We start from the raw sequence: 26,344 nt of genomic DNA on the forward strand, positions 1-26,344 counted from the left end.
GGTCAGAGGGCGCCCTTCGTGGAGGGAAGGATGCCGGCGGCCCGCGGGTCGCGCTCGCTGGCGTAGCGCAGGGCGCGTGCGAGGGCCTTGAACTGGCACTCCACGATGTGGTGCGCGTTGCGGCCGTACGGCACGTGCACGTGCAGGGCGATCTGCGCCTGCGCGACGAAGGACTCCAGGATGTGCCGGGTCATGGTCGTGTCGTACGCGCCGATCATCGGCGCCATGTTCTCGGGCTCGGTGTGCACGAGGTACGGGCGGCCCGACAGGTCGACGGTGACCTGGGCGAGGGACTCGTCCAGGGGCACGGTGCAGTTGCCGAAGCGGTAGATGCCCACCTTGTCGCCGAGGGCCTGCTTGAAGGCGGCGCCCAGCGCGAGGGCGGTGTCCTCGATGGTGTGGTGGCTGTCGATGTGCAGGTCGCCGTCGGTCTTGACGGTGAGGTCGAACAGGCCGTGGCGGCCGAGCTGGTCGAGCATGTGGTCGTAGAAGCCGACGCCGGTCGACACGTCGACCTTGCCGGTGCCGTCGAGGTCTATCTCGACCAGGACCGAGGTCTCCTTGGTGGTGCGTTCCACCCGTCCGATGCGGCTCATGCCTGCTGCTCCTTCTTCAGTGCGCGAACCGCTTCCAGGAACGCGTCGTTCTCGGCCGGGGTGCCCGCGGTGACCCGCAGCCATCCGGGTACGCCGTTGTCCCGGACCAGGACGCCCTGGTCGAGGATCCGCTGCCAGGCGGTGTGGGAGTCGTCGAACCGGCCGAACTGCACGAAGTTCGCGTCGGACTCGGTGACCTCGTAACCGATGGCGCGGAGCTCCGCGACCAGCCGGTCCCGCTCGGTCTTGAGCTGCTCGACGTAGCCGAGCAGGGTGTCGGTGTGCTCCAGGGCGGCCAGGGCCGTGGCCTGGGTGACGGCCGACAGGTGGTAGGGCAGGCGCACCAGCTGGACGGCGTCCACGACGGCCGGGTGCGCGGCCAGGTAGCCCAGGCGCAGGCCGGCCGCGCCGAAGGCCTTGGACATGGTCCGGGAGACCACCAGGTTGGGCCGGCCCTCGATCAGCGGCAGGAGGGAGTCCCGGTGGCTGAACTCGACGTACGCCTCGTCGACGATCACCAGCGAGGGCTTCGCGGCCTGGGCGGCCTCGAACAGGGCGAGGACCGTCTCGGCCTCGACCGCGGTGCCGGTGGGGTTGTTCGGCGAGGTGATGAAGACGACGTCGGGCGCGTGCTCGGCGATGGCCCGCTCGGCGGCGGCCGCGTCGATGCGGAAGTCCTCGCGGCGCGGGCCGGAGATCCAGCGGGTGCCGGTGCCCCGCGCGATCAGCGCGTGCATCGAGTACGAGGGCTCGAAGCCCATCGCGGTCCGGCCGGGTCCGCCGAAGGTCTGCAGCAGCTGCTGGATGACCTCGTTGGAGCCGTTGGCGGCCCAGACGTTCTCCTTGGCGACGGGGTGCTTGCCCGTGCGGGTGAGGTACGCCGCGAGCTCGGTGCGCAGCTCGACCGCGTCCCGGTCGGGGTAGCGGTTGAGGGTGCGGGCGGCGTCCGCGACGCGCTCGGCGATCCGCCGTACGAGTGGTTCGGGCAGCTCGTACGGGTTCTCGTTGGTGTTCAGCTGGACGGGCACGTCGAGCTGCGGGGCGCCGTAGGGGGACTTGCCGCGCAGTTCGTCCCGGATGGGAAGGTCGTCGATTCCGGTCACAGCTGGGGAACCTTCCATCCGAAGCGCGCCTTGAGGGCCGCGCCGTGCGCGGGCAGGTCCTCGGCCTCGGCCAGCGTCACCACGTGGTGGGTGACGTCGGCGAGGGCGTCGCGCGTGTAGTCGACGATGTGGATGCCGCGCAGGAAGGACTGCACGGACAGGCCCGAGGAGTGGCAGGCGCAGCCGCCGGTGGGCAGGACGTGGTTGGAGCCGGCGCAGTAGTCGCCGAGGGAGACCGGGGACCAGGGGCCGACGAAGATCGCACCGGCGTTGCGGACCCGGGCGGCCCAGGCGGCGGCGTCGGCGGTCTGGATCTCCAGGTGTTCGGCGCCGTAGGCGTCGACGACCTTGAGGCCGTCCTCCAGGCTGTCGACCAGGACGATCGCGGACTGCTCGCCCGCGAGGGCCGGCTTGATCCGGTCCTCGATGTGCTTGGCGACGGCGACCTGGGTCGCCAGCTCGGCCTCGACCGCCTCGGCCAGCGCGGCCGAGTCGGTGACCAGCACGGCGGCGGCCATCGGGTCGTGCTCGGCCTGGCTGATCAGGTCGGCGGCGACGTGCACCGGGTCGGCCGTGGAGTCCGCGAGGATCGCGATCTCGGTCGGGCCGGCCTCGGCGTCGATCCCGATCTTGCCGGTGAAGTAGCGCTTGGCGGCGGCCACCCAGATGTTGCCGGGGCCGGTCACCATGTTCGCCGGGGTGCACTCCTCCGTGCCGTACGCGAACATCGCGACGGCCTGGGCGCCGCCGGCGGCGTACACCTCGTCCACCCCGAGCAGCGCACAGGCGGCCAGGATGGTGGGGTGCGGCAGACCACCGAACTCGGCCTGGGGCGGGGAGGCCAGCGCGAGCGACTCCACGCCCGCCTCCTGCGCCGGGACCACGTTCATCACGACGGAGGACGGGTAGACGGAGCGGCCACCGGGCGCGTAGAGGCCCACGCGGTCGACCGGAACCCACTTCTCGGTCACGGTGCCGCCGGGGACCACCTGGGTGGTGTGCTCGGAGCGGCGCTGGTTCGCGTGCACGATCCGGGCGCGCCGGATCGACTCCTCCAGGGCGGCGCGGACGGCCGGGTCCAGCTCGGCGAGGGCCTTCTCCAGGGCCTCGGCGGGCACCCTGACCTGCTCCAGCGTCACTCCGTCGAACTTCTGCGCGTACTCGATCAGCGCCGCCGTGCCACGATGATGGACGTCCTCGCAGATCGGCCGCACCTTCTCCAGGGCAGCCGCGACGTCGAACTCGGCACGGGGAAGCAGATCGCGCAGGGCGCCGCCCTCGGGGAGGGCCTTGCCGCGCAGGTCGATACGAGAGATCACGTCCCAATTCTCTCAGACCGTCTCCCACCACCGGTCGCCCGTATCACTGGCTGATACACGCCCCGGCTGTCACTGATGACCATTAGCGTTCGAGTACGCGCGGAATCCGGCGCGGAACGAGCGGAGGGGGGCCGCCATGACCGAGGCACGGGCCGGCGAGGAACCGGAGGACCTCACCGGGGCCGAACGGCGGATGTGGCAGGCGTTCCGGACCGGCAGCGTCTGCGATCTCAGTACGCGCAGCGCGGCGCAGGACGACCCGATGTCGGAGCGGACCTGGGGCCCCGAGCGCAGCGTCCGCGCCGAGATCGTGGCGCTGCTGCTGCTCCACGGGCCGCCGCCGGTGCCGGGGCGGGTCTCCTCGCTCAAGCTGCGCGGGGTGCGCGTCACGGGCCGGCTGGACCTGTCGGGCGGCACCGTGGAGCCGTACGTCGAACTCCAGTCCTGTCGCTTCGACAGCGAGGTCCAGCTCTCCGAGACCCGGGTGGGCACGCTGCGCATGGTCCGCTGTGCGATACCGCGGCTGGACGCGGCCCGCCTGCACACCGAGGGGGACCTGCACCTGCCGCGCTGCCGGGTGGCGCGCGGGGTGCGGCTGACCGACGCCCAGATCGGCACCGACCTGCTGATCAGCCAGGCCGTGATCCAGCGCGACAGCAAGGGCCGGGCGATAGCGGCCGACGGCATGTCGGTGGCGCAGGACTTCCAGGGCGAGCTGCTCCAGGCGTACGGGGAGGTCAGCCTGCGCGGGGCGAAGATCGGTGTGTCGATGAGCCTGCGCGGGGCCCGGCTGAGCAATCCGTACGGGCGACGCGCGCTGAACGCGCCGCAGCTGACGGTGGAGCGCACGCTGTACCTGACCTCGATCGCCGTGGACCACGGCACCGGCGACCCCATGTCCACTCCGCCGTACGGGCTGGGCCAGACGCCCACGCGGGGCCAGCGCTCCCGGCACTTCGAGTGCCGGGGCGGGCTGCGGCTGGACGACGGGCGCTTCGGGGACGCGGTGGACTTCTACGGGGCCCGCTTCGTCCTGGCCGAGGACCAGGAGGTGTCGCTGCGGCGGATCCAGACGCCCGAGTTCCGCTTCGTCGGGGAGCCGCTGGAGCAGGGCCGGGTGGTGGTCTCGGGGTCCAAGGTGGTCAAGCTCGTCGACCGGTCCACGAGCTGGCCCGGGCCGGGCCGGCTGGCGATCGAGGGCTTCGTGTACGAGAACCTCGCCCCGCGCGGCCACTTCCCGCTGGTGCGCCGGCTCGGCTGGCTGGAGGCCGCGACCCCGGAGTTCTCGCCGGAGCCGTACGAGCGGCTGGCGAGCGTGCTGCGGGCCAGCGGCGAGGACGCGGACGCCCGTGAGGTGCTGCTGGCCAAGCAGCGCCGGCGGCGGCGGACGCTGCCACTCGCCGGGAAGCTGTGGGGCTACGTCCAGGACTGGACGGTGGCGTACGGCTACCGGCCGGGCCGGGCGGCGATGTGGATGGCGGTGCTGTGGGCGGCGGGGGCGGTGCTGCTCAGCACCCACGACCCGCGGCCGATCAAGCCGGACGAGGCCCCGCAGTGGAACGCGGTGCTGTTCGCCCTGGACCTGCTGCTGCCGGTGATCGACCTCGGCCAGCAGGACCGGTGGCGGCTGACGGGCGGCTGGCAATGGGCCGCGGCGGCACTGGTGATGCTCGGGTGGATCCTGGCGACGACGGTGGCGGCGGGCGCGTCCCGGCTGCTGAGACGGGGATGAGGCGGTGCCCGGCGGTGACGGGCGCGGGGTCTCGGCCATTACCCTGTGCGTCGTGACCACCGTTCGCCTTCCGCTGTTCCCCCTGAACACGGTGCTGTTCCCGGGGCTCGTGCTCCCGCTGAACGTCTTCGAGGAGCGGTATCGCGCCATGATGCGCGAGCTGCTGAAGACGAGCGAGGAGGAGCCGCGCCGGTTCGCCGTCGTCGCCATCCGCGACGGCCGCGAGGTGGCACCCAGCGCCCCGGGGATGCCGGACCCGACCGCCGTGCCCGAGCGGGGCCCGGCCGCGGGCTTCGGCAGCGACCCGATCCAGGCGTTCCACCGGGTGGGGTGCGTGGCGGACGCGGCGACGATCCGCGAGCGGGAGGACGGCAGCTTCGAAGTGCTGGCGACGGGCACGACGCGGGTCCGGCTGCTGTCGGTCGAGGCGTCCGGCCCGTACCTGGTGGCGGAGCTGGAGGAGCTCGCCGAGGACCCGGGCGACGGCGCCGGCGCGCTCGCGGAGGGGGTGCTGCGGGCCTTCCGCACCTACCAGAAGCGGCTGGCGGGGGCGCGGGAGCGGACCCTGGCCACGGCCGCGGAGCTGCCGGACGAGCCGTCGGTGGTGTCGTACCTGGTCGCGGCGGCCGCGGTGCTGGACATCCCGGCCAAGCAGCGGCTGCTGCAGGCGCCGGACACGGCGACGCGGCTGGCGGAGGAGCTGAAGCTGCTGCGGTCGGAGACGGCGGTGATCCGCCATCTGCCGTCGCTGCCGATGGTGGACCTGACGCGGACGCCGACGAGCCTGAACTGACGCGTGAACCGAACCGAGGGGGAACTCGAACCGTGCCGAAGAAGTCGAAGGCGGCCGCCGCTGCCGCTGCCACGCCGGCGCTGAACGCGGTCACGGCGGCGGGGGTCGCCCACACGGTGCACGCCTACGAGCACGATCCGGCGCACCCCTCGTACGGCGAGGAGGCGGCGCAGGCGCTCGGGGTGTCGCCGGAGCAGGTGTTCAAGACCCTGGTCGCGGACGTCGACGGCCGGCTGACCGTGGCCGTCGTGCCGGTGTCGGGTTCGCTGGACCTCAAGGCGCTGGCGTCGGCGGTCGGCGGCAAACGGGCGGCGATGGCGGACCCGGCGCTGGCGGAACGGACGACGGGCTACGTCCGGGGCGGCATCTCGCCGCTGGGTCAGCGCAAGCGGCTGCCGACGGTGCTGGACGCGTCGTCGGCCGGGTTCGCCACGATCTGCGTCTCGGCCGGCCGCCGGGGCCTGGAGGTCGAACTGTCCCCATCGGACCTGACGACGCTCACGTCAGCGGTGGTAGCCCCCATCGCCCGCCCCTGACCCCGGTCCACGCCGCCTCAATGGCCGACGAGGCTGGGTGAACGTGGCTCCGCCCCCGTGCCCCGCGCCTCAAACGCCGGCGGGGCTGGATCGGTGCGCCTCAATCGCCGGCGGGGCTCAAAGAACGGGGGCTCCGCCCCCGCACCCCCATACGTGCGCTCCGCGCCCGTGCGCTCAAACGCCGCGCGGGCTGGACATGCCGCTGCGCGGCACCCCAGCCCCGCGGCAGTCACCCAGCGTCCGCCAAGGACCGTCCGACACCGCCGGGCACCCCTCCAGCGCCGCCGGGCACCACTCCAGCCTCGCCGGCGATTGAGGCGCGGGAGTGCGGGGGCGGAGCCCCCGGGCTTGAAGCCTCGCCGGCCATTGAGGCGCGGGGGCGGGCGCCCGGTTACACGGTCACCGGTCCGGGTCCGGGCCGCCGTGGACGTGCGGGGGCGGGTACGGGGCCGTCCAGGCCGGCGCGGGTGCCGGGTCGCGGGGGGTGAGCAGGGCCGTCAGGCCCAGGTGCACGGCCACCGCGGCCATCGGCCACGCCAGCAGCACCCCGTGCGCCAGCAGTTGCAGCGGCGCGTCGAACGGCACCCCCTTGCCCGCCCGGACCGCCGCCCCGGCCACGTCCCCGGAGGGACCCAGCCACATCCCCAGCCGCCACCCGACGAGCGCGGCGAAGCACGATCCGACCGCCAGCCCGACGACCAGCGGCACACCGCCCCGCCGGCGCCACAGGAACGTCGCGACCGCGCTCAGCACGCCCAGCCCCGCCGACAGCAGGAAGAACGTGCCGTCGGCCCCGATCCGGGCCTCGCTCTCGGTGTCCCGCAGGAAGACGATCTGCCCGTTGGAGACGAACTGCATCCGCGGCGCCAGCCACACCCACAGCAGTCCGAGCAGCACACCGGACACCCCGACGGCCAGGGCGACGGCCGCGCCGTCCCGGATGTCGGCCGGGGTGATCTTCTCCGGTTCCGGCCCGGGCCCGGGCCCGGGCGCCGGCACGGGCACCGGCTCCTGCCCGTCCCCGTCGCCGGGTCCGTGTCCCGCTTGCGGATCCCGTTCCGGCTCTGGCTCGAACCCGCCGGACTTGGTCATGGCTTCGCTCACCCCCACATCGTGCCAGGTGGCGCCGGGACGGGCGTCAGCGGACCGCCGCCCGCCGGTACGCCCAGGTCGCGACCGTCAGCGACAGTACGCCCACCGCACCGCACACGCCCAGGTCGAGGGCGACCGCCGCCCAGTCCGGCTGCGGCGCGAAGGTCCGCGCGAACGCCTCCACGCCGTACGTCGACGGCAGCGCGTCCCGCGCCCACACGATCACGTCGGGCATCCGCTCGGGCGGCAGCACGCCCAGCAGCAGCGCCGCCGACATGCCCAGCTGCCCGGCCAGTGTGGCCAGCTCCTGGCGCGGGGCCAGCAGGCCGAGCGCGGCGCCCAGGCCCGCCAGCGCCGCCCCCGCCAGGGGGACGACGAGCAGCAGGATCCACAGTCCGCCCATCGGCAGCCCGAACAGCACGCACCCGAAGACCGCCGTCACCAGCGTCCCGGGCAGCGTGAACGACGCGTACGCCGCCGCCGCGCCCAGCACGACCGAGGCGGGCGGCACCGGCAGGGTGGCGTAGTGGTCCAGCCCGCCGCCGGCCCGCAGCTGCCCGAAGTACTGGGCGAGCAGGTTGAGGGCGACGAAGGCGACGACGAGGACGGAGGAGCCGGCGACGACCGCCCGCGCCTCGGTGCCGTCGTCCACGACCCCGCGCATCAGGATCATGATCCCGACCGACTGGAAGGTCGCCACGAAGAGCAGCGGGATCCGCGCCACCCGGGCGCGGGACAGCTGGGCGCGGTAGACGGCCGCGAGGGCCGGGAACAGCCGGGCGCGCGGCGCCAGCGCGGCCGCCCCGCCGCTCCCCGGGGCTCCGTCCGCGGCGCCGGTGGCCGCGGTGGGCGTCCCGGCTTCGGCCACGGCTGCGGTCGAGCGGTCGCTCACGCCTTCACCAACCCCTTCGTCCGGCCGCCCAGGGCCAGGTACACGTCCTCCAGGCTGGGCGTGGCCAGGGTGAAGTCGTCCAGTGCGGCGAACGCCGGACCGCCGGTCACGGCGGCCACCGCCGCCCGTGCCTCGTCGGGCCCCATGCGCAGCACCCATTTGCGTCCGGCCTCGGTGGCCAGGGGCGCCAGGGCGGCGACCTCCGGCACGTCCAGGGGCGGCTTCTCGCGCCACACCAGTTCCAGGCGCACCTCGTCGGAGACCCGCGCCTTGAGCCCGGCGGGGGTGTCGCAGGCGATGATGCGGCCCTGGTCGACGACGGCGACCCGGTCCAGGACGGTCTCCGCCTCGATGACGTTGTGGGTGACCAGCAGCACCGTGGCCCCGCCCTGGGCGCGGCGGCGGTCGACGGCCGTCCAGACCGCCCGCCGGGCCACCGGGTCCATGCCGGTGGTCGGCTCGTCGAGGACCAGGACCGGCCGTTCGCCCACCAGGGTGGCGGCGAAGCAGGCCAGCCGCCGCTGCCCGCCCGAGAGTTTCTTCAGCGGCCGTCCGGCGATCGCCGTCAGCCCGAGTTCGTCGAGTACATCGTCCCGCTCGGCCCGCGCCCGGCGGGCGCCCAGTCCGCGCAGCCGTCCGGTGGTCTCGGCGGCCAGGGCCACCGTGAGCTCGTCCAGGGCGGTGGATTCCTGCCCGAGGTAGGCCAGCAGCCGGGCGGCCCGCTCGGGGTGGCGTACGAGGTCGTGGCCGAGCAGGGTCACCGAGCCCGCGTCGGGCCGCAGCAGCCCGGTCAGCTGGCGGACCAGCGTGGACTTGCCGGCGCCGTTGGGGCCGAGCAGTCCGAAGATCTCGCCGCGCCGGACCTCCAGGGAGATCCCGTCGGTGGCCCGGGTCTCGGGCAGGGCCGGGGCGCCGCGCCCGCCCCGCACCGCGGGGTAGGTCTTGACGAGGTCACGCACCACGCAGACCGCGTCGGCCGTGGCCCCTGACGCGGTGTGCCCCGCCTGTGCTGTGCCCGTACTCACGAGGGAGCAGCCTACGGGGTTGCCGCGCGGTCCCCGCGCCCGGGGCGCCCGCGCCGGGCGCGGGCGGCCCCCCGTACGCGGCCGCGAGGGCCCCCGCGCACGCGGCCGCGAGAGCCCCGCGCGCCCGGCCGGGGAACCCCGCTCCCGCCCGGCCCTACTCGGCGAACGGCGCCGGTGCGGTGGCCGGCGGCGCGACGTGCTCGGCGGCCGCGCGGACGTCGATCTCCCGCCAGAACCCCGCCCGGATGGCATAGCGGTCGTGCTCGTCGATCTGGTCGTCCTTGTGGGCGAGCAGGCCGAACCGGGCGGCGTAGCGCAGCAGCTCGCCGTCGATGCGGTGCGGGATGCGCGGGTAGAGCGTGGCCAGTCTGGTCAGGTGGACGGTCTCGGGCAGGCGTTCCATCCAGCGCCGGGCGAAGACCTGGCCGACCTCGAAGGGGTCGCCGCCGACGGTGGTGATGTCCTCCTCCCGGTCGGCCCAGCGCTGCTCGGCGCTGGTGAGCTGGGCCAGCGTGGGCAGGGAGGCCGTCTCGGCGGGTTCGCCGAGCGGGCCGGCCCGGTCGACCCAGCCCCGGTCGGAGGACCAGCGCAGGGCGCTGCCCGCCGGGGCCTGGCCGTTGTGCGGGGCCGGCGCGGCGGCCTGCCCGGGGGCCCGCAGGCCCGCCAGGTCCTTGGGGGTGGGCACGGTGGTCTTTCCGGCGCTCGCCGGGGCCGGTACGGGGACGCCGTCGGGGTGCGCGGCGGCGGGCGTGCCGGGACCGGCGGGGGCGCCCCCGCCGGGGCCGGCACCGTGGCCGGGGCCGGGTGCGGCACCGGGTCCGACGGGGGCGGCGGCCGCTCCGTTGCGGGCGGCCTCGGCGAGGGCCGCCTCCGGCAGCGGGGCGGAGAGGATCGCGGCGATCTCCGGCCGGGGCGCGGGCGGCGGCGGGCAGATCCCCGCGAGGTCCTTGGCACGGACGGCCCGGGTGATCCAGGCCCGGTCCAGGACGCGGCGCTCGTCGGCCTCGGCGACCAGGTCCTCGGACTGGTTGTAGTCGCCGTCGGCGGCCTGGACGGCCCACAGGTGGACGGCGACCCCGTGCTCCTTGGCGGACATCAGCCCGGGCAGCAGGTCGCCGTCCCCGGTCACCAGGACCACGTCCGAACAGGCGCGGTTTCTGGCCAGCTCGGTGAGCTCGGCGTGCATGGCCGCGTCCACGCCCTTCTGGGCCCAGCGGCCGTCGCTGCGGGTGAGGGCGCCCAGCCGGACGGTGACCCGGGGCATGACGCGAAGCCGCCGGTGTTCGGGCTGCGGCACCCGGTCGGGGGCACCGTCGAACCAGTAGATCCGCAGCAGGGGCTGCTCGGTGTCCGCCTCGGCCCGCTCGCGCAGGCCCTGGATGAGGGCGGCGTGGTCGACGGTGATGCGGGAGCGGGACGGCTCCCCTGCCAGAAGGCTCGCGGCGGCGCCCAGCAGGTAGCCGGCGTCCACCAGGACGACGCAGCGGTCCACGCGTTCCACCCTCTTTCGGGGAGCGGTCTTGGTTCCCCGAGTCTGCCCGACCGTAAGGGCGTTGACGGCCGGAACTCGATCACCGGCGTGGCGGATCTCGCGGTTCTACCGGCTACGCACAGTAAAGATCCAAAATGCGCGGTGTGTGATGACATGTGAGGGTGAAGGCGGTCCTGGCCCCTAGACCCTCACGGAGGTTCCACCATGGCCAAGAACAAGAACCGCCAGCAGCCCGCGAAGCAGCAGCCCCGCTCCGCGCAGGAGCCGTCCAAGGGCTCGTCGGAGACCGAGTCGATGTCTTCGTCGTCCTCGCCCTCGTCGCCCAGTCCGATGGACATGGCGCACAAGCGCAAGGAAAAGAAGTTCGGCCACAACTGACCGGCCGGGACGTCACGGGCCCGTGCGCGGGCGTGTGAGAGCGGTACGGAAGAAGGGTGCACCCGGCGGGCCGGGTGCACCCTCGCGTGTCATCCGGCCAGGCAGGACGGGCCGAGCAGGACCTTCAGGTCGCCGAAGAGGGCCGGGTCGGGCTGGACCCGGTGCCGGTCCAGGCGCAGGACGGTCGTGGTGCGCGGGCCCTGGAGCTTGATCCGTACCTCGGTGTTGCCCTTGTGGTGGCGGAGGATCTCACCGAGGCGGGTGACCATCGGCGGGGTCACCTTGACGGTGGGGATGGTCAGGACCACCGGGGCGTTGGTGCCGGCGGAGGACAGGTCCGGGACCATCAGCTCCATGGCGACCAGCCGGGGCACGTCCTCGCGCTTGTCGAGGCGGCCCTTGACGAACACGACGGTGTCCTCGACCAGCTGGGTGGAGACGAGCTGGTAGGTCGCGGGGAAGAACATGCACTCGATGGAGCCGGCGAGGTCCTCGACGGTGGCGATGGCCCAGGCGTTGCCCTGCTTGGTCATCTTGCGCTGGAGGCCGGAGATGATGCCGCCGATGGTGACGACGGCGCCGTCCGCGTGCTCCCCACCGGTCAGCTGGGAGATGCCGGCGTCCGTCTTGTCGGACAGCACGTGCTCCAGGCCGAAGAGCGGGTGGTCGGAGACGTAGAGGCCGAGCATCTCGCGCTCCTGGGCGAGCAGGTAGGACTTCTCCCACTCGACGTCGGAGAACTCGACGTCGAGACCGAAGCCGGGCTCGCTGCTGTCCTCCTCGCCCATGCCGCCGAACAGGTCGAACTGTCCCTCGGCCTCCTTGCGCTTGACCGCGACCACGTTGTCGATCATCGACTCGTGGTGGGCGACCAGGCCCTTGCGGGTGTGGCCCATCTCGTCGTAGGCGCCGGCCTTGATCAGGGACTCGACGGTGCGCTTGTTGCAGACGACGGCCTCGACCTTGTCCAGGAAGTCGGGGAAGGAGGAGTACTTCCCCTTGGACTTCCTGGTCTTGATGATCGAGTCGACGACGTTCTGTCCGACGTTGCGCACGGCGGTGAGGCCGAAGAGGATCACGTCGTCGCCCTGGGCGGCGAAGTTCGACTCCGACTCGTTCACGTTCGGCGGGAGCACCTTGATGCCCATGCGGCGGCACTCGTTCAGGTAGATCGCGGACTTGTCCTTGTCGTCCTTGACCGAGGTGAGCAGGCCGGCCATGTACTCGGCCGGGTGGTTGGCCTTGAGGTAGGCGGTCCAGTAGGAGACCAGGCCGTACGCGGCCGAGTGGGCCTTGTTGAAGGCGTAGCCGGCGAAGGGGACCAGGACGTCCCACAGGGCCTGGATGGCCTGGTCGGTGTACCCGTTCTTGCGGGCGCCCTCCTGGAAGATGGTGAAGTTCTTCGCCAGCTCCTCGGGCTTCTTCTTGCCCATGACGCGGCGCAGGATGTCGGCCTCGCCGAGGGAGTACCCGGCGATGATCTGGGCGGCCTTCTGCACCTGCTCCTGGTAGACGATCAGGCCGTAGGTGACCGCGAGCACCTCTTCGAGCGGCTTCTCCAGCTCGGGGTGGATCGGGGTGATCTCCTGCTGCTTGTTCTTGCGCAGGGCGTAGTTCGTGTGCGAGTTCATGCCCATCGGGCCCGGCCGGTAGAGGGCCGACACGGCGGAGATGTCCTCGAAGTTGTCGGGCTTCATCAGGCGCAGCAGGGAGCGCATGGGCCCGCCGTCGAACTGGAAGACGCCGAGGGTGTCGCCGCGCCCGAGCAGTTCGAAGGTCTTGGGGTCGTCGAGCGGGAGGGCCAGGAGGTCGATGTCGATCCCCTTGTTGGCCTTCACCATCTTGACGGCGTCGTCCATGATCGTGAGGTTGCGCAGGCCCAGGAAGTCCATCTTCAGCAGGCCGAGCGACTCGCAGCTCGGGTAGTCCCACTGGGTGATGGTGACGCCGTCGGTGTGCCGCACCCAGACGGGCACGTGGTCGGTGATCGGCTCGCTGGACATGATCACGCCGGCGGCGTGCACGCCCATCTGGCGGACCAGGCCCTCCACACCGCGGGCGGTGTCGATGACCTTCTTCACGTCCGGCTCGTTCTCGTACATGCCGCGGATCTCGCCGGCCTCGCCGTAGCGGGGGTGCTGCGGGTCGAGGATGCCGGAGAGCGGGATGCCCTTGCCGAGGACGTCGGCGGGCATGGCCTTGGTGAGCCGGTCGCCCATGGCGTACGGGTAGCCGAGGACGCGCGCGGAGTCCTTGATCGCGTTCTTGGCCTTGATGGTGCCGTACGTGCCGATCATGGCGACCTTGTCCTCGCCGTACTTCTCGGTCACGTACCGGATCACCTCGACGCGCCTGCGCTCGTCGAAGTCGATGTCGACATCGGGCATGGAGACGCGCTCGGGGTTCAGGAACCGCTCGAAGATCAGGCCGTGCGGGATCGGGTCGAGGTCGGTGATGCCCATGGCGTAGGCGACGATCGAGCCGGCCGCGGAGCCTCGGCCGGGGCCCACCGCGATGCCCTGGTTCTTGGCCCACATGATGAAGTCGGCGACCACGAGGAAGTAGCCGGGGAAGCCCATCGAGATGATGACGTCCATCTCGTACTCGGCCTGCTTCATGCGGTCCTCGGGGATCCCGCCGGGGAAGCGGCGGTGCATCCCCTTCATGGTCTCCTCGCGGAACCAGGTGACCTCGGTGTAGCCCTCCGGGATGTCGAACTTCGGCATCAGGTTCCGGAACGTGAACATGCCCTCGGTGTCGATCTGGTCCGCGACCAGTTTCGTGTTGGCGCAGCCCTCCTGCCAGGCGTCCGAGGAGTCGATCGCGTACATCTCGTCGGTCGACTTCAGGTAGTAGCCGGAGCCGTCGAAGCGGAAGCGGTCGGGGTCCGAGAGGTTCTTGCCGGTCTGGATGCACAGCAGGGCGTCGTGGGCACCGGCCTCGGACGCGTACGTGTAGTGCGAGTCGTTCGTGACCAGCGGCGGGATGCCGAGCTTCTTGCCGATCTCCAGCAGGCCGTCGCGGACCCGGCGCTCGATCTCGATGCCGTGGTCCATCAGCTCCAGGAAGTACCGGTCCTTGCCGAAGATGTCCTGGTACTCGGAGGCCGACTTCAGGGCCTCGTCGAACTGGCCGAGGCGCAGCCGGGTCTGGAGCTCGCCGGAGGGGCAGCCGGTGGAGGCGATCAGGCCCTCCGACCACTGGCTGATGGTCTCCTTGTCCATGCGCGGCCACTTGGTCAGCCAGCCCTCGGCGTACGCGTCGGAGGACAGCCGGAAGAGGTTGTGCAGGCCGGTGGCGTTCGCCGCCCAGATCGTCTTGTGGGTGTAACCGCCGGAGCCGGAGACGTCGTCGCGCTTCTGGTGCGGCTGGCCCCACTGGATGCGGCGCTTGTTGCGCCGGGACTCGGGGGCGACGTAGGCCTCGATGCCGATGATCGGGGTGATGCCGGCCTTCTGCGCGGAGTGGAAGAAGTCGTACGCCCCGTGCAGGTTGCCGTGGTCGGACATGGCGATGTGTGTCATGCCCATCTCATTGCAGGCATTGAACATGTCCTTCAGCCGCGCGGCACCGTCCAGCAGCGAGTACTGGGTGTGAACGTGCAGGTGCGTGAACGGCTGCTTGGTCACGGCGGGTGGCTCCTGGCGGTGGGGGGCGGCGGCAGCTATGAATCCTACGTCCCACGGGTGACAGTCCGCGGGCACCGAGCGGTACCGTCGGGCGTTGCAGAACCAGGAAGGCCCACCCGGCGTCCAGCCGGTCAGAACCTGTACCAGCCCGTGCACCAGGAGGCACCCGCCATGGCGGTCCCCGAGACGACGAACGAGCAGCGCGCCGAGCAGATACTGGACGTCTTCGACACCGCGTTCGGTGAGCTGCTCGCCGCCGACCCCGCGGCCTTCCAGGTCAAATTCCGCAAGATGGCGGCGTCGGCCTTCGCCTTCTACCGCGGTACGGCCTGCCTCTTCTACGCCGACCTGGAGCGCGACCGGCACGGCGGCCCCTACCTGGACGAGCGCACCGGCCGGGTCTGGATCCACGGCGATCTGCACGCCGAGAACTTCGGCACGTACATGGACTCCCACGGGCGCCTGGTCTTCAACGTCAACGACTTCGACGAGGCCTACGTCGGCCCCTTCACCTGGGACCTCAAGCGGTTCGCCGCCTCGGTGGCCCTGATCGGCTACACCAAGGCGCTCAGCGACGAGCAGATCGGCGAGCTGGTGCGGATCTACGCGGAGGCCTACCGCGAGCGGATCCACGCCCTGGCGACGGGCGACCGGAACGAGGAGGGGCTCTCCTTCACCCTGGACACCGCCGAGGGCCCGCTGCTGGCGGCCCTGCGCGCGGCCCGCGCCCGCACCCGGTTCGCGCTGCTGGACTCGATGACCGAGATCCGCGACCACGAGCGCCGCTTCACGGCCGGCGGGGGCGCCATCGAGCTGGACGCGGCCACCCGCTACAAGGTGCTGGCCGCCTTCGACGGCTACCTGGAGACGCTGCCGGAGGAGTCCCTGGTCCGCCCGGACTCCTACCGGGTCAAGGACGTCGTCGGGCGCCGGGGCGTCGGGATCGGCTCGGCCGGCCTGCCCTCGTACAACATCCTGCTGGAGGGCCACAGCGACGCCCTGGAGAACGACGTCGTGATCTACCTCAAGCAGGCGCAGACCCCGGCGGTCTCCCGGCACGTCACCGACCGGTCGGTGCGCGAGTACTTCCAGCACGAGGGGCACCGCACGGTGATCTCCCAGCGGGCCCTGCAGGCGCACGCCGACCCGTGGCTGGGCTGGACGGAGCTGGACGGGGCCGGCCAGCTGGTCGCGGAGGTCTCCCCGTACGCGGTGGACCTGGACTGGTCGGACATCGACGACCCCGAGGAGATCGCGGCGGTGGTCGCGGACCTGGGCCGGGCGACGGCGACCATGCACGCGGCCGCCGACGCGGACGAGTCCGGGCAGTCGCTGGTGCCCTTCTCGACCGAGCGGGCCATCGACGCGGCGATCGCGGCCGACGAGAAGGGCTTCGCGACGCTGCTGGTCGATTTCGCCCACGCCTACGGGGCGCGGGCCCGCGCCGACCACCAGATCTTCGTGGACCTCTTCCGTAACGGCAGGCTCACCCGCTGAAGCCGGCCGGCGGCATGGTGTGACCTGTGCGAGGGGGCCGAAGGCCCCCTTTCACAGGCAGTCGTGGGACACTCGGCGGCGATGGGCATATCAGAGGCAGGGATCCGGGGGCTGCGGGCCGCGCTGTTCAGCGCGCTCGTCGTGCTGCTCTCGGCCGGCTCGCACGTGCTGATGTCACAGGTGCCGCTGCCGCCCGCCCTGGTCGCCGGAGCGTTCGCCGGCGTCTTCGCGATCGCCTACGCGCTGGCCGGGCGGGAGCGGGGCTTCGCCCCGATCGCCGCCCTGCTGGTGCCGCTGGAACTGGCCGCCGACACGGCCTTCACCGCAGGTCAGCACCTGTGCTACGGCCCCGCCGGCGGACCCGTGTCGGGTCCGCTGCGGGCGCTGGGCCTGGAGGAACTGTGCGGCGGCACGCCGGTGGGCGGGCCGCTGGCCGAGGTGGCCGGGCCCGCCGGTGACCCGGCGGCGCTGCTCGCCTCGGCGGGGCCGTGGACGCCCTGGATGCTGCTGGCGGCCCACGTCTCGGTCGGGATGCTGGCCGCGCTGTGGCTGCGGCACGGTGAGCGGGCCCTGGGCCGGCTGCTGCGCGCGGTGGCCGCCTTCGCGTTCCGGCCGCTGCTGCTGGCGGTGGCCCGGCGCACCGCACCGGCCGCGGCCGCCCGGCGCACCGCCGCGGCGGGGCGGACGGGCCCGGCGGCCCGGACCCGCTTCCCGGCGCACTCCGTGGGACGGCGGGGACCGCCCGCGCGGGCGCTCGGCATCTGCTGAGCGCCTTCCGCACGACGCAGTCCCCCTCATTCCTCACCCGCACCACCCACGGAGAACACCATGAGCGCACGCAACAGCCAGGCCAACAAGGCAGCCGCCCGCGAGAAGCTGCGCGCCGAGCGCGAGCGGCAGGCGAAGAAGGACAAGGCCCGCCGCCAGGTCATCGTGGCCGGCGGCGTGGTCGCGGCGCTCGCCCTGGCCGGCGGCATCGGCTTCGCGGTCGTCAAGGCCGGCGAGCCCGGTGTCTGGGAGAAGGCCGCCAAGGCCGAGCTGATCAAGCCGAAGAACACCGAGGGCGACAAGGGCACCACCGTCGTCATCGGCAAGCCGGAGGCCAAGAAGACCCTGGAGCTGTACGAGGACTCGCGCTGCCCGGCGTGCGCCTCCTTCGAGCAGGTGGTCGGCGACCAGATCAAGAAGGACGTCGAGGCCGGCAAGTTCAAGCTCCAGTACGTCGGCGCGACGTTCATCGACAACGCGGCCAAGGGCGAGGGCTCGAAGAACGCGCTGAGCGCGCTGGGCGCGGCGCTGAACGTCAGCCCCGAGGCCTTCCTGGAGTACAAGGGCGCCCTGTACTCGACGGCGAACCACCCCAAGGAGACCGACGACAAGTTCGCCAAGGACGACTACCTGCTCAAGGTCGCCGAGCAGGTCCCGGCGCTGAAGGACAACGCCGACTTCAAGGCGGCCGTGCAGAACGGCACCTACGACCGGTGGGCGCTGGAGATGTCCAAGGCGTTCAGCGAGTCCGGTGTGACCGGCACCCCGACGCTGAAGATGGACGGCAAGAAGATCGACACCCCGCAGACGCCGCAGGCGTTCACGGAGGCCGTCGACAAGGCGCTCGCGGGCTGAACCGGCCCGGTGCGGGCGGCGGCGCGCGCCGCCGCCCGGGCCTCGGCCGGACTTGCCGCAATCCGGTCGGAAATCGAGCGATTTACGCCAATGGACGGGCGAACTCCCAGAGTTCGTCCGTCCGTTGCTTTCGCAGGGGTGTTCTACGACGCGTACCCGTCAGTAATATGATCACCCGTGACCAGTCAACTCCCCTCTTACGGTGCCGCGCCGCGCCGCCGCTCGGTCGTCATGGCCGCGGCTGCCGCCACCGCGCTCGCACCCTTCGCCGCGACGACTGCCCTGGGAAGCAGCGCGCACGCGGCCGAGAACGCCCCGGCGTTCCTGCACGGCGTCGCCTCCGGCGATCCGCTGCCCGACGGAGTCCTGCTGTGGACCCGTGTGACCCCGACCCCCGACGCCGTACCCGGCTCGGGCAGGGGACCCGCCACCCAGGTCGGCTGGGAGGTGGCCGAGGACAAGAACTTCGCCCGGATCGTGGCGAGCGGCACCGTCACCGCGACCGCCGACTCCGACCACACGGTCAAGGCCGACGTCCGCGGCCTGCGGCCGCAGGCCGCGTACTTCTACCGCTTCACGGCGGGCGGCAGCGTCTCCCCCGTCGGCCGCACCCGCACCACCGCGGCCCACGACGCGAGCACCCCCGGGGTCCGGTTCGGCGTGGTCTCCTGCGCCAACTGGGAGGCCGGCTACTTCTCGGCCTACCGCCACCTGGCGGTCCGTTCCGACCTGGACGCGATCCTGCACCTGGGCGACTACATATACGAGTACCAGGCCGGCGGCTACCCCGAGGCGAAGTACGGCGTGCGCCGACACCAGCCCGCCCACGAGATCGTCACCCTCGCCGACTACCGCCTGCGGCACGGCACGTACAAGACGGACGCCGACCTGCAGGCCCTGCACGCCGCGCACCCGGTGGTCGCGATCTGGGACGACCACGAGTTCGCCGACGACACCTGGTCCGGCGGCGCCGACAACCACACGCCGGGCACCGAGGGCGACTGGGCGGCCCGCGCGGCCGCGGCCAAGCAGGCCTACTTCGAGTGGATGCCGGTCCGCCCCTCCATCGCGGGCACCTGCTACCGGCGGCTGCGCTTCGGCAGCCTCGCCGACCTGCACCTGCTCGACCTGCGCTCCTTCCGCTCGCAGCAGGCCAAGACCGGCTCGGGCTCGGTGGACGACCCCGAGCGCACCATCACCGGGCGCGCCCAGCTGGACTGGCTGAAGTCGGGCCTGGCGAGCTCCAACGCGACCTGGAAGCTGGTCGGCACCTCGGTGATGATCTCGCCGGTGGCGTTCGGCTCGCTGCCCGCGCACCTTCTGGGGCCCCTGTCGAAGCTTCTGGGGTTGCCCGAGGGCGGCCTCGCGATCAACGTGGACCAGTGGGACGGGTACACCGACGACCGCAAGGAGCTGCTGGGCCACCTCAAGGACCGGGGCATCAAGAACACCGTGTTCCTGACCGGTGACATCCACATGGCCTGGGCCAACGAGGTCCCGGTGAACATGGCGACGTACCCGGGCTCGGGCACGGCCGCGACCGAGTTCGTCGTGACGTCGGTGACCTCCGACAACATCGACGACATCCTGCACGTGCCGGAGAACACCGCCTCGCTGGTCGCCGAGGCGGCCATCAAGGGTGCCAACTGGCACGTGAAGTGGCTGGACATGGACGCGCACGGGTACGGCGTCCTGAACGTGACGGCCGAGGCCTCGCAGATGGACTACTACGTCGTGTCCGACAAGAAGAAGCAGGACGCGACGTCGGCGTGGAGCCGTTCGTACCGCACGCCGAACGGCAGTCAGAAGGTGGAGCGGGTCTACAGCCCCGTCCGCTGAATGAACTGACGTACCGTCAATTTTGCGGCGACCGGGGCACCTTGGCATAGACCAGGTGCCCCAACTGCATCACTGGCAACAAATCTTTTACATACAGGTCTTGACCCATACATGTCACAGACACATAAGCTTCGCGCCAGCGTGAGGAAAAACCTCCGCCCCCACCACGCTTGCGAGGAGTTCACGTGCGCGCTTCCGCCCGCATATCCCCCCTGCTCCGCCGCCGTCTGATGGGTACGGCCGCCCTGGCCGGAACCCTGGCGTTCGCCCCCCTGTCCGCCCCCACCACCGTCGCCGCGGCCCAGACCCCGGCCGAGCAGTGCGCCGAGTCCCCCGCCCCGGCCGCCGCCAACGCCCGTGCGCCCAAGGGCCACCACGAGGCCGAGCCCAACGAGGTGACGGAAGACCAGGTCAAGGCGATGGACGCCGACCTGAAGAAGAAGCTCGGCCAGCTCACCCCCCAGAAGCTGGACGGGCTGCGCGCCGCCGGTGCGACCGGTGCCGCCGCCATCACCATCCCCGTGTACGTCCACGTCATCCACTCCGGCAGCGCCGGCAAGCTGACGGCCACGGACGTCGGCAACCAGATCGCCGTCCTCAACTCCGCCTTCGGCGGCCAGGGCACCGGCAACGCCGACTCCGGCTACCAGTTCTCGCTGGTCTCGACGGACTACACGGACAACGCCTCCTGGTACAACCTCTCCGACGGCACCCAGGCCGAGAAGGACATGAAGAACGCCCTGCGCAAGGGCGGCGCCAACGCGCTGAACATCTACACCGCCAACCTCGGCGGCGGCCTGCTGGGCTGGGCGACCTTCCCCAGCTCCTACGCCTCGCAGCCGAAGATGGACGGCGTGGTCCTGCTCAACTCCTCGCTGCCCGGCGGCTCCTCCGCGAACTACAACGAGGGCGACACCGGCACCCACGAGGTCGGCCACTGGATGGGCCTCTACCACACCTTCCAGGGCGGCTGCAACGGCAGCGGCGACTCGGTCGCCGACACCCCGGCCGAGAAGACCGCCGCGTACGAGTGCCCGACCGGCCGCGACTCCTGCGCCTCGAAGTCCGGCGTGGACCCGATCCACAACTTCATGGACTACACGTACGACGCGTGCATGTACCAGTTCTCCGCCGGACAGGTGTCCCGGATGAAGAGCATGTGGACCGCATACCGCGCGAGCTGACCCCGGGCGGCCCCCCGCTGCCCTAACCTGGCGCCATGAGCGCGCCGGGGGACGTGATCGACGGACGGTTCGAGCTGCTGGAGCGGCTCGGCAGCGGAGGCATGGGCACGGTCTGGCGAGCGCTGGACCGTGCCCTGCACCGTGAGGTGGCCGTCAAGGAAGTACGGTCGTGGCCCGGCGAGGACGACGAGGCCTCCCGGGTCCTGCGCGAACGGATCCTGCGCGAGGCCCGCGCCCAGGCGCGGATCAGCCACCCCCACGTCGTCACCGTCCACCACATCGTGGACCAGGGCCCCCACCCCTGGCTCGTGATGGAACTGCTGTCCGGCGGCTCGCTCCAGCAACGCCTCGAACGCGGGCCGATGCGCCCGGCCGAGGCGGCCCGCCTCGGCCGCGAGGTCCTGGCCGGCCTGAGCGCCGCGCACGCGGCCGGAATCCACCACCGGGACGTGAAACCGGCCAACGTGCTGCTGCGCGCGGACGGTTCGGCGGTCCTGACCGACTTCGGCATCGCCGCCCTCCAGGACGCGACCTCGCTGACCCGGACGGGCGAGATCATCGGTACGCCCGAATTCCTCGCCCCCGAACGGATCCGCGGCGCCGACACGCCCGCGTGCGACCTGTGGTCGCTGGCCATGACGCTCTACGTGTGCGTCGAGGCCGTCAGCCCCATGCGGCGCACGACTACCCTGGCCACCCTGGCCGCCGTCCTGGACGACCCGGTCCCGCCGCCGCGCCGCGCGGGCGCGCTGGGCCCCGTCCTGGCCGAGGTCCTGGTCCGCGACCCGGCGGCCCGCCCGGACGCCCGCCGGCTGGACGCCCTGCTGGCGGCGGTCGCGGCGGGGGCTCCGGCCCCCGGGCCGGCGCAGCCGTTCCCGGCCCCGCCCGAGCCCACCCGCGTCGACCCGGCACCGGCCCCCGCGCCCGCTCCGGCGACCCCGCCCCCTCCCGGCGCACCGGGGCTGCCGGGCGCTCCGGCGGGGGCGGGCGGGTGGTCCGGTCCGCCCGCGCCGCCGGCGGACACCCCGCCCGCCGTACCGGGGCCCGGTCCGTACGCCGAGACGCCCCACGAGGCGCTCGCGACCATCGGCCCGTACGCCGCCCCGCCCGAGCGGCCGCGCCGGCGGATCGGCCCGCTCGCGGCCGGCGCCGTGCTCGTCGCCCTCCTGCTGCTGGGCCTGGGGATCTACGTGCTGACCCGGCCGGAGGACACCGGCGGCCCCGACGCACAGGGCGGCGGTGCGGCCACCACCTCGGCCCCGGCCTCCACGCCGGTGTCGGCCCCCGGCTCCACACCGCCGCCGAGCCCCGGCCCGGCCGACAGCCCGGCGCCGGCACCGGCGCCACCGAGCCCGGCACCCTCCCCCACGCCCACGCCCACGCCCACGGCCGCGCCCGCGCCGGACCGGCCCGGCACCCCCGCGCAGCCCGCCGGCGGCAGCTGGATCGCGCAGCTCCACTCCGAGCCCAAGACGTCCGGCACGGCCGCCCGGGACCAGCTGCTGGCCGACATCCGCGGCAGCGTGCCCGAGGCGCAGGTGCTCGACAGTTCCCGGTACGCCTCGCTGAACCCCGGCTACTGGGTCGTCTACGCCCCCGGCCCTTTCGCCGACGGCCGGGCCGCGCTGTCCTTCTGCGCGGCCCGCGGCCGGACCACGGCCAACCAGTGCATCGGCCGCTGGCTCAGCAACGCCGAGGACGACTACCGGTACCAGTGCGCCCCGCCGGCCGCCTCCCCGTCCGGCCAGTGCCGCCGGCCCTGACGGCCGCGCCCGCCACCGGCTACAGGCTGTCGAGGAAGCCGAGCGCCACCGTCCAGGCCTGCTCGGCGGCCTCGGCGTCGTAGTCCGGCAGGTCCGGGTCGGTGAACAGGTGCCCCGCGCCCGGGTAGCTGTGCACCTCGACGTCCGCGCCCGCCCGTCGCATCCGCAGGTACCAGGCGGTCAGCCAGTCGTGCGGCTCGAACGGGTCCGGGTCCGCGACGTGCAGCTGCACCGGCAGCTCGTCGAGCATGGTGTCGTCCGCGAGGTCGGCGGTGCCGTGCAGGAGCAGCAGCCCGCGCGCCTTCGCGTCGGCCAGCGCCAGGTGCTGGGCCACGGAGCCGCCGAAGGAGAAACCGGCGTAGACCAGGCCCTGGTCGGAGTACGGCGCCGCCGCGAGCACCGCCCGCCTGAGCAGCTCGTCGCGGCCGACCTCGTCCCGGAAGGCCATGCCCTCCTCGACGGTGTCGAAGGTGCGCCCCTCGAAGAGGTCCGGCACCTGCACCTGGTGCCCCGCGGCGCGCAGCCGGTCGGCCGCCGCCAGCACCGCGGGCCGCAGCCCGTACGTCGAATGGAAGAGCATGATGTCCATGCACCCATCGTGCCAGTTTCCGCGGGCGTCATTCGGTTACGTTCACTGGCATGGAGATGGAGTCCGTCCTTCGCCCGTTGACCGTCGTCGGTGGCGCGGTCGTGATCACCCTGCTGGCGGGGTGGCTGCTGGACCTGCTGCTGCGCCGTGCCGACGGCCGGCACCGCGAGACCCCGCTGTGGGGGCTGCTGCGCCGCTGCCGGGTCCCCTTCCAGCTGCTGCTCGGCGCCGCGCTGCTGCGCGCGGCCTACCGGCAGACGAAGCTGCTGCCGGACCACTCCGTCGGCGTCGCCCGTGCGCTGAACCTGGTACTGATCGCGTCGGCGGCCTGGCTGCTGGTGCGGATCGCGACGGCGGTGGTCGACGCCTGGTACGCGCGGTACGCGGCCGCGGCGCCCGACTCGGCGCGGGTGCGCCGGGTCCGGACCCAGGTCACCCTCATCCAGCGGGTGGTGACCGCGGTGGTCGTGGTCGTCGCGCTCGCCGCGATGCTGCTGACCTTCCCGGCGATGCGGACGATGGGCGCGTCGCTGCTCGCCTCGGCCGGTGTGCTCGGCATCGTGGCCGGCATCGCCGCGCAGTCCAGCCTGAGCAACCTGTTCGCGGGCCTGCAGATCGCGTTCGGCGACACCGTGCGGATCGGGGACACGGTGGTCGTGGACCGGGAGTGGGGCACCGTCGAGGAGATCACGCTGACCTTCCTGACGGTGCGCACCTGGGACGAGCGGCGGATCACCATGCCGGTGTCGTACTTCACCGGCAAGCCGTACGAGAACTGGTCGCGCGGCGGTGCGGAGATGACCGGCACCGTCTTCTGGCACCTGGACCACAGCGCCCCGGTCGCCCTGATGCGGGAGCGGCTGGCCGACCTGCTCAAGGACATCCCGGAGTGGGACGGCCGCTCGTCCGGCCTGGTGGTCACGGGCACCACCCCGACGACCATCGAGGTGCGGGCGGTGGTCACGGCCAAGGACGCCGGCGACGTGTGGACGGTGCGCTGCGCGGTCCGCGAACGGATGATCGCCTGGCTGGTCGCCGAACACCCCGAAGCGCTGCCCCGGATCGCCACCTCACTCCCCCCGGGCCACGCCTCCTCCTGAGCCGCCGTCCTCCCGCTCCCCGCCCTCCCGCCCGCCGAGCACCAGCCGGAACAGCGCCCCGCCGCCCGGTGCCGCCTCCGCGTGCAGCTCCGCGCCGTGGGCCCGGGCGATCTGGCGGGCCATCGCCAGGCCCAGGCCCGAGCCGGGCAGGGCGCGGGCCGTGCTCGCGCGGTAGAAGCGGTCGAAGACGTACGGGAGGTCCTCCGGGGCGATACCGGGGCCGTGGTCGCGGACCGTCAGGGCGGCCGGGGTCAGCTCGACCTCGACCGGCCGGCCCGGCGGGCTGAACTTGGCCGCGTTGTCGAGCAGGTTGGCCAGCAGCCGGGTCAGCCGGGCCGGTACGCCCGCCAGGACGACCTCGCCGGTGCACCGGACGGTGAAGGGCACGTCCGGCCAGTGGGTCCGCGCGGCCTGGACGCAGCTCTCCACCAGGGGCCCGAGGCGGACCTGTTCGAGCAGCGGCCGCGGCTCCTCGTCGCGGGCGAGTTCGATCAGGTCGTTGACCAGGCCCGTCACCTCGCGCAGCTGGCGGCCGAGCGCGGTCTGGGCCCGGTCGCGCTGCCCGGGGGTGAGCCGGTCGGCGCGGGCGAGGAGTTCGGCGTTGGTGCGCAGCGCCGTGAGCGGGGTGCGCAGCTCGTGCGAGGCGTCCGCGACCAGGCGGCGCTGGGCGGTGACGGACTGTTCGAGCTCGCCGAGCATGGTGTTGAAGCTGCCGGCCAGCCGGGTCAGTTCGTCCTCGCGGCCCGGCGGCGGCAGGTCGATGCGCAGCCGGGCGTCGCGGGTGGCGGCGATCCGTTCGGCCATGGCGGTGAGCCGGGTGACGGGTGCCAGGCCCGTGCGCGAGACCCAGTAGCCGAGGGCGGCGGCGAGCAGCACCCCGGCGGCGCCGACGAGGACGAGCCGGTGGGCGGCCTGCCGGATGCCGTCCTGGACGGTGTCGGAGCGCAGGGCGACCTGGAGGGCGCGGCCCTTGGCGTAGTCGGTGGTGAGCATCCGGGCGGGATGCCCGGCGACGGTGATGTCGGTGTAGTACGGCGCGCGCCGGCCGGCGGCGACCGCGCGGGCGGCCCCGGTGACCGGCAGCAGGTAGGGCGCGGCCGGATCCCGCCCGGGGTCGGCCGGGACCACCTCGGCGCAGGCCGGCGCGGCCAGGTACCGGCACTGCCCGGCGAGGGTGCCGGGCGCCGCGTCCCGTTCTCCTTGCGCGGCCAGCCGGGCCGACTGGGTGAGGCTGAGGTCGAGCTGCTGGTAGAGCTGGCCGCGCACCACGAAGAAGGCGGCCGTGCACACGCCGAGCGCCACGAAGGCCACGGCGGCGGTCGCGGCCAGCGCCATCCGCGTCCGCAGCGGCCGGCGGCGGCGCCAGGGCGGCCCGGCGCGGCGCCGGCTCACCGGGCCTCCAGGCGGTAGCCGACCCCGTGGACGGTGTGCACCAGGCGCGGCTCGCCGCCCGCCTCCAGCTTGCGGCGCAGGTAGCCGACGTAGACGGCGAGCGAGTTGGACCCGGGCCCGAAGTCCTGGCCCCAGACCAGCTCCAGGATCAGCTCGCGCGGCAGCACCTGGCCGGGGTGGCGCAGCAGGAGTTCCAGCAGCGCGGACTCGGTACGGCTGAACTCCAGCGGCCGTCCGCCCCGGTGGCCGGTCCGGGTGCCCGGGTCCAGTTCCAGGTCGGCGTAGGACAGCGGGGCCGAGCCCGCCACGTCGTCGGGGGCGGCCCGGCGCAGCAGGGCCCGTACCCGTGCCACCAGCTCGTCCAGGGCGAAGGGCTTGACCAGGTAGTCGTCGGCGCCGGCCTCCAGCCCGTCGACGCGCTCGCTGACGGAGTCCAGGGCCGTCAGGACCAGCACGGGGGTGCGGTCGCCGAGGGCGCGCAGCTGCCGGCACACGCCGAGCCCGTCGAGGACGGGCATCATCACGTCGAGGACGACGGCGTCCGGCTGCCAGGCCGCGATCGCGGAGAGCGCGGCCAGCCCGTCGCCGGCGCCGCGCACCTCGTACCCCTCGACGGCCAGCCCGTCCTCGACGGCGGCCCGTACCTCCGGCTCGTCGTCGACCACCAGGATCCGGTGGTGCGGCTCACTCATGCCGGCCCCCGCCCCGTGCCCCTCGCGCTTCGCTCATGGGACACAGCCTGCCAAAGGGGGTGGGCGAACCTCTTAGAA

General features: G+C 73.0%; 22 protein-coding genes. 11 read left to right on the top strand and 11 right to left on the bottom strand.

The features are described 5' to 3' along the window. Window positions 1-2: 2 nt before the first annotated feature. From hisB to hisD, 3 genes are read right to left on the bottom strand one after another with little or no spacing between them, the layout of a single operon-like run. The gene (gene hisB, locus ACZ6KO_RS09220; RefSeq protein ID WP_030209395.1) at window positions 3-596 is read right to left on the bottom strand and encodes an imidazoleglycerol-phosphate dehydratase HisB; all 594 of its coding nucleotides are present in this window, start codon (window positions 594-596) and stop codon (window positions 3-5) included. Then, the gene (locus ACZ6KO_RS09225; RefSeq protein WP_469302146.1) at window positions 593-1,699 is read right to left on the bottom strand and encodes a histidinol-phosphate transaminase; all 1,107 of its coding nucleotides are present in this window, start codon (window positions 1,697-1,699) and stop codon (window positions 593-595) included. Before ACZ6KO_RS09225 ends, hisB begins: the two co-directional genes overlap by 4 nt. Further along, window positions 1,696-3,018: a histidinol dehydrogenase gene (gene hisD, locus ACZ6KO_RS09230; RefSeq protein ID WP_469302148.1), complete on the bottom strand. Its 1,323-nt coding sequence runs from the start codon at window positions 3,016-3,018 to the stop codon at window positions 1,696-1,698. Before hisD ends, ACZ6KO_RS09225 begins: the two co-directional genes overlap by 4 nt. A gap of 136 nt (window positions 3,019-3,154) precedes the next feature. Here hisD and ACZ6KO_RS09235 point away from each other — a divergent pair, with 136 nt between their 5' ends. Genes ACZ6KO_RS09235 through ybaK form a run of 3 tightly spaced genes read left to right on the top strand, consistent with a single transcriptional unit; the run spans window position 3,155 to window position 6,079 of the window. Beyond that, window positions 3,155-4,750, top strand: coding sequence for an oxidoreductase (locus ACZ6KO_RS09235; RefSeq protein ID WP_469302150.1), 1,596 nt, complete (start codon window positions 3,155-3,157; stop codon window positions 4,748-4,750). Window positions 4,751-4,802: 52 nt separating this feature from the next. Then, window positions 4,803-5,543 (top strand): LON peptidase substrate-binding domain-containing protein, encoded by a 741-nt coding sequence (locus tag ACZ6KO_RS09240; RefSeq protein WP_469302152.1) that lies wholly within the window; start codon window positions 4,803-4,805, stop codon window positions 5,541-5,543. A 32-nt stretch (window positions 5,544-5,575) separates the two neighbouring features. Beyond that, window positions 5,576-6,079: a Cys-tRNA(Pro) deacylase gene (gene ybaK / locus ACZ6KO_RS09245; protein WP_469302155.1), complete on the top strand. Its 504-nt coding sequence runs from the start codon at window positions 5,576-5,578 to the stop codon at window positions 6,077-6,079. Window positions 6,080-6,478: 399 nt separating this feature from the next. Here ybaK and ACZ6KO_RS09250 read toward each other — a convergent pair whose 3' ends face one another. The 4 genes from ACZ6KO_RS09250 to ACZ6KO_RS09265 all read right to left on the bottom strand — a co-directional run bounded on the left by ACZ6KO_RS09250 (window position 6,479) and on the right by ACZ6KO_RS09265 (window position 10,589). After that, complete coding sequence (locus ACZ6KO_RS09250; RefSeq protein WP_469302161.1) at window positions 6,479-7,183, bottom strand: hypothetical protein; 705 nt, start codon at window positions 7,181-7,183, stop codon at window positions 6,479-6,481. A gap of 34 nt (window positions 7,184-7,217) precedes the next feature. After that, the gene (locus tag ACZ6KO_RS09255) at window positions 7,218-7,964 is read right to left on the bottom strand and encodes an ABC transporter permease (RefSeq protein ID WP_469303791.1); all 747 of its coding nucleotides are present in this window, start codon (window positions 7,962-7,964) and stop codon (window positions 7,218-7,220) included. Window positions 7,965-8,059: 95 nt separating this feature from the next. After that, window positions 8,060-9,088: an ABC transporter ATP-binding protein gene (locus tag ACZ6KO_RS09260; protein WP_469302164.1), complete on the bottom strand. Its 1,029-nt coding sequence runs from the start codon at window positions 9,086-9,088 to the stop codon at window positions 8,060-8,062. 154 nt (window positions 9,089-9,242) lie between these two features. After that, complete coding sequence (locus tag ACZ6KO_RS09265; protein ID WP_469302166.1) at window positions 9,243-10,589, bottom strand: NYN domain-containing protein; 1,347 nt, start codon at window positions 10,587-10,589, stop codon at window positions 9,243-9,245. 195 nt (window positions 10,590-10,784) lie between these two features. Between ACZ6KO_RS09265 and ACZ6KO_RS09270 the strand changes: the two genes are divergently transcribed. Then, on the top strand, window positions 10,785-10,958 hold the full coding sequence (locus tag ACZ6KO_RS09270) for a hypothetical protein (RefSeq protein WP_469302169.1): 174 nt from the start codon (window positions 10,785-10,787) through the stop codon (window positions 10,956-10,958). Between the two features lie 89 nt (window positions 10,959-11,047). On the opposite strand, the gene dnaE is transcribed toward ACZ6KO_RS09270, so the two are convergent. Next, window positions 11,048-14,587 carry a DNA polymerase III subunit alpha gene (gene dnaE / locus ACZ6KO_RS09275; protein WP_469302172.1) on the bottom strand — a complete coding sequence of 1,180 codons (3,540 nt, stop codon included), beginning with the start codon at window positions 14,585-14,587 and terminating at the stop codon, window positions 11,048-11,050. 171 nt (window positions 14,588-14,758) lie between these two features. Here dnaE and ACZ6KO_RS09280 point away from each other — a divergent pair, with 171 nt between their 5' ends. The 6 genes from ACZ6KO_RS09280 to ACZ6KO_RS09305 all read left to right on the top strand — a co-directional run bounded on the left by ACZ6KO_RS09280 (window position 14,759) and on the right by ACZ6KO_RS09305 (window position 22,493). After that, window positions 14,759-16,084: a DUF2252 domain-containing protein gene (locus ACZ6KO_RS09280; RefSeq protein ID WP_469302176.1), complete on the top strand. Its 1,326-nt coding sequence runs from the start codon at window positions 14,759-14,761 to the stop codon at window positions 16,082-16,084. Between the two features lie 81 nt (window positions 16,085-16,165). After that, on the top strand, window positions 16,166-16,852 hold the full coding sequence (locus ACZ6KO_RS09285; protein ID WP_469302178.1) for a hypothetical protein: 687 nt from the start codon (window positions 16,166-16,168) through the stop codon (window positions 16,850-16,852). Window positions 16,853-16,912: 60 nt separating this feature from the next. After that, window positions 16,913-17,707 carry a DsbA family protein gene (locus tag ACZ6KO_RS09290; RefSeq protein ID WP_469302180.1) on the top strand — a complete coding sequence of 265 codons (795 nt, stop codon included), beginning with the start codon at window positions 16,913-16,915 and terminating at the stop codon, window positions 17,705-17,707. A gap of 231 nt (window positions 17,708-17,938) precedes the next feature. Then, entirely contained in the window at window positions 17,939-19,546 is a 1,608-nt protein-coding gene (locus ACZ6KO_RS09295) for an alkaline phosphatase D family protein (RefSeq protein ID WP_469303794.1), read from the top strand. Window positions 19,547-19,776: 230 nt separating this feature from the next. Then, window positions 19,777-20,730, top strand: coding sequence for a zinc metalloprotease (locus ACZ6KO_RS09300; RefSeq protein ID WP_469303796.1), 954 nt, complete (start codon window positions 19,777-19,779; stop codon window positions 20,728-20,730). 35 nt (window positions 20,731-20,765) lie between these two features. Next, the gene (locus tag ACZ6KO_RS09305; protein WP_469302182.1) at window positions 20,766-22,493 is read left to right on the top strand and encodes a serine/threonine-protein kinase; all 1,728 of its coding nucleotides are present in this window, start codon (window positions 20,766-20,768) and stop codon (window positions 22,491-22,493) included. Between the two features lie 19 nt (window positions 22,494-22,512). Here the strand turns inward: ACZ6KO_RS09305 and ACZ6KO_RS09310 are convergent, their stop codons facing one another. Then, complete coding sequence (locus ACZ6KO_RS09310) at window positions 22,513-23,082, bottom strand: dienelactone hydrolase family protein (RefSeq protein WP_469302184.1); 570 nt, start codon at window positions 23,080-23,082, stop codon at window positions 22,513-22,515. A gap of 56 nt (window positions 23,083-23,138) precedes the next feature. On the opposite strand from ACZ6KO_RS09310, the gene ACZ6KO_RS09315 reads away from it, so the two are divergent. Continuing rightward, window positions 23,139-24,182, top strand: a complete 1,044-nt coding sequence (locus ACZ6KO_RS09315; RefSeq protein WP_469303799.1) for a mechanosensitive ion channel family protein — start codon at window positions 23,139-23,141, stop codon at window positions 24,180-24,182. Here the strand turns inward: ACZ6KO_RS09315 and ACZ6KO_RS09320 are convergent. Beyond that, window positions 24,153-25,517 (bottom strand): sensor histidine kinase, encoded by a 1,365-nt coding sequence (locus tag ACZ6KO_RS09320; protein ID WP_469303801.1) that lies wholly within the window; start codon window positions 25,515-25,517, stop codon window positions 24,153-24,155. The two genes, ACZ6KO_RS09315 and ACZ6KO_RS09320, sit on opposite strands and share 30 nt — an antisense overlap. A 53-nt stretch (window positions 25,518-25,570) precedes the next feature. After that, entirely contained in the window at window positions 25,571-26,266 is a 696-nt protein-coding gene (locus ACZ6KO_RS09325; RefSeq protein WP_469302187.1) for a response regulator transcription factor, read from the bottom strand. Between the last annotated feature and the right edge of the window lie 78 nt (window positions 26,267-26,344).

The organism is Streptomyces sp. NPDC042102 (assembly GCF_055582305.1).

Excerpts from the sequence above, each read along its gene's own strand:
- hisB (WP_030209395.1), bottom strand. The coding sequence starts at position 596 with ATGAGCCGCATCGGACGGGTGGAACGCACCACCAAGGAGACCTCGGTC.
- ACZ6KO_RS09235 (WP_469302150.1), top strand. The coding sequence starts at position 3,155 with ATGACCGAGGCACGGGCCGGCGAGGAACCGGAGGACCTCACCGGGGCC.
- ACZ6KO_RS09270 (WP_469302169.1), top strand. The coding sequence starts at position 10,785 with ATGGCCAAGAACAAGAACCGCCAGCAGCCCGCGAAGCAGCAGCCCCGC.
- ACZ6KO_RS09280 (WP_469302176.1), top strand. The coding sequence starts at position 14,759 with ATGGCGGTCCCCGAGACGACGAACGAGCAGCGCGCCGAGCAGATACTG.
- ACZ6KO_RS09285 (WP_469302178.1), top strand. The coding sequence starts at position 16,166 with ATGGGCATATCAGAGGCAGGGATCCGGGGGCTGCGGGCCGCGCTGTTC.
- ACZ6KO_RS09290 (WP_469302180.1), top strand. The coding sequence starts at position 16,913 with ATGAGCGCACGCAACAGCCAGGCCAACAAGGCAGCCGCCCGCGAGAAG.
- ACZ6KO_RS09295 (WP_469303794.1), top strand. The coding sequence starts at position 17,939 with ATGGCCGCGGCTGCCGCCACCGCGCTCGCACCCTTCGCCGCGACGACT.
- ACZ6KO_RS09300 (WP_469303796.1), top strand. The coding sequence starts at position 19,777 with ATGGGTACGGCCGCCCTGGCCGGAACCCTGGCGTTCGCCCCCCTGTCC.
- ACZ6KO_RS09305 (WP_469302182.1), top strand. The coding sequence starts at position 20,766 with ATGAGCGCGCCGGGGGACGTGATCGACGGACGGTTCGAGCTGCTGGAG.
- ACZ6KO_RS09310 (WP_469302184.1), bottom strand. The coding sequence starts at position 23,082 with ATGGACATCATGCTCTTCCATTCGACGTACGGGCTGCGGCCCGCGGTG.
- ACZ6KO_RS09315 (WP_469303799.1), top strand. The coding sequence starts at position 23,139 with ATGGAGTCCGTCCTTCGCCCGTTGACCGTCGTCGGTGGCGCGGTCGTG.
- ACZ6KO_RS09320 (WP_469303801.1), bottom strand. The coding sequence starts at position 25,517 with ATGGCGCTGGCCGCGACCGCCGCCGTGGCCTTCGTGGCGCTCGGCGTG.
- ACZ6KO_RS09325 (WP_469302187.1), bottom strand. The coding sequence starts at position 26,266 with ATGAGTGAGCCGCACCACCGGATCCTGGTGGTCGACGACGAGCCGGAG.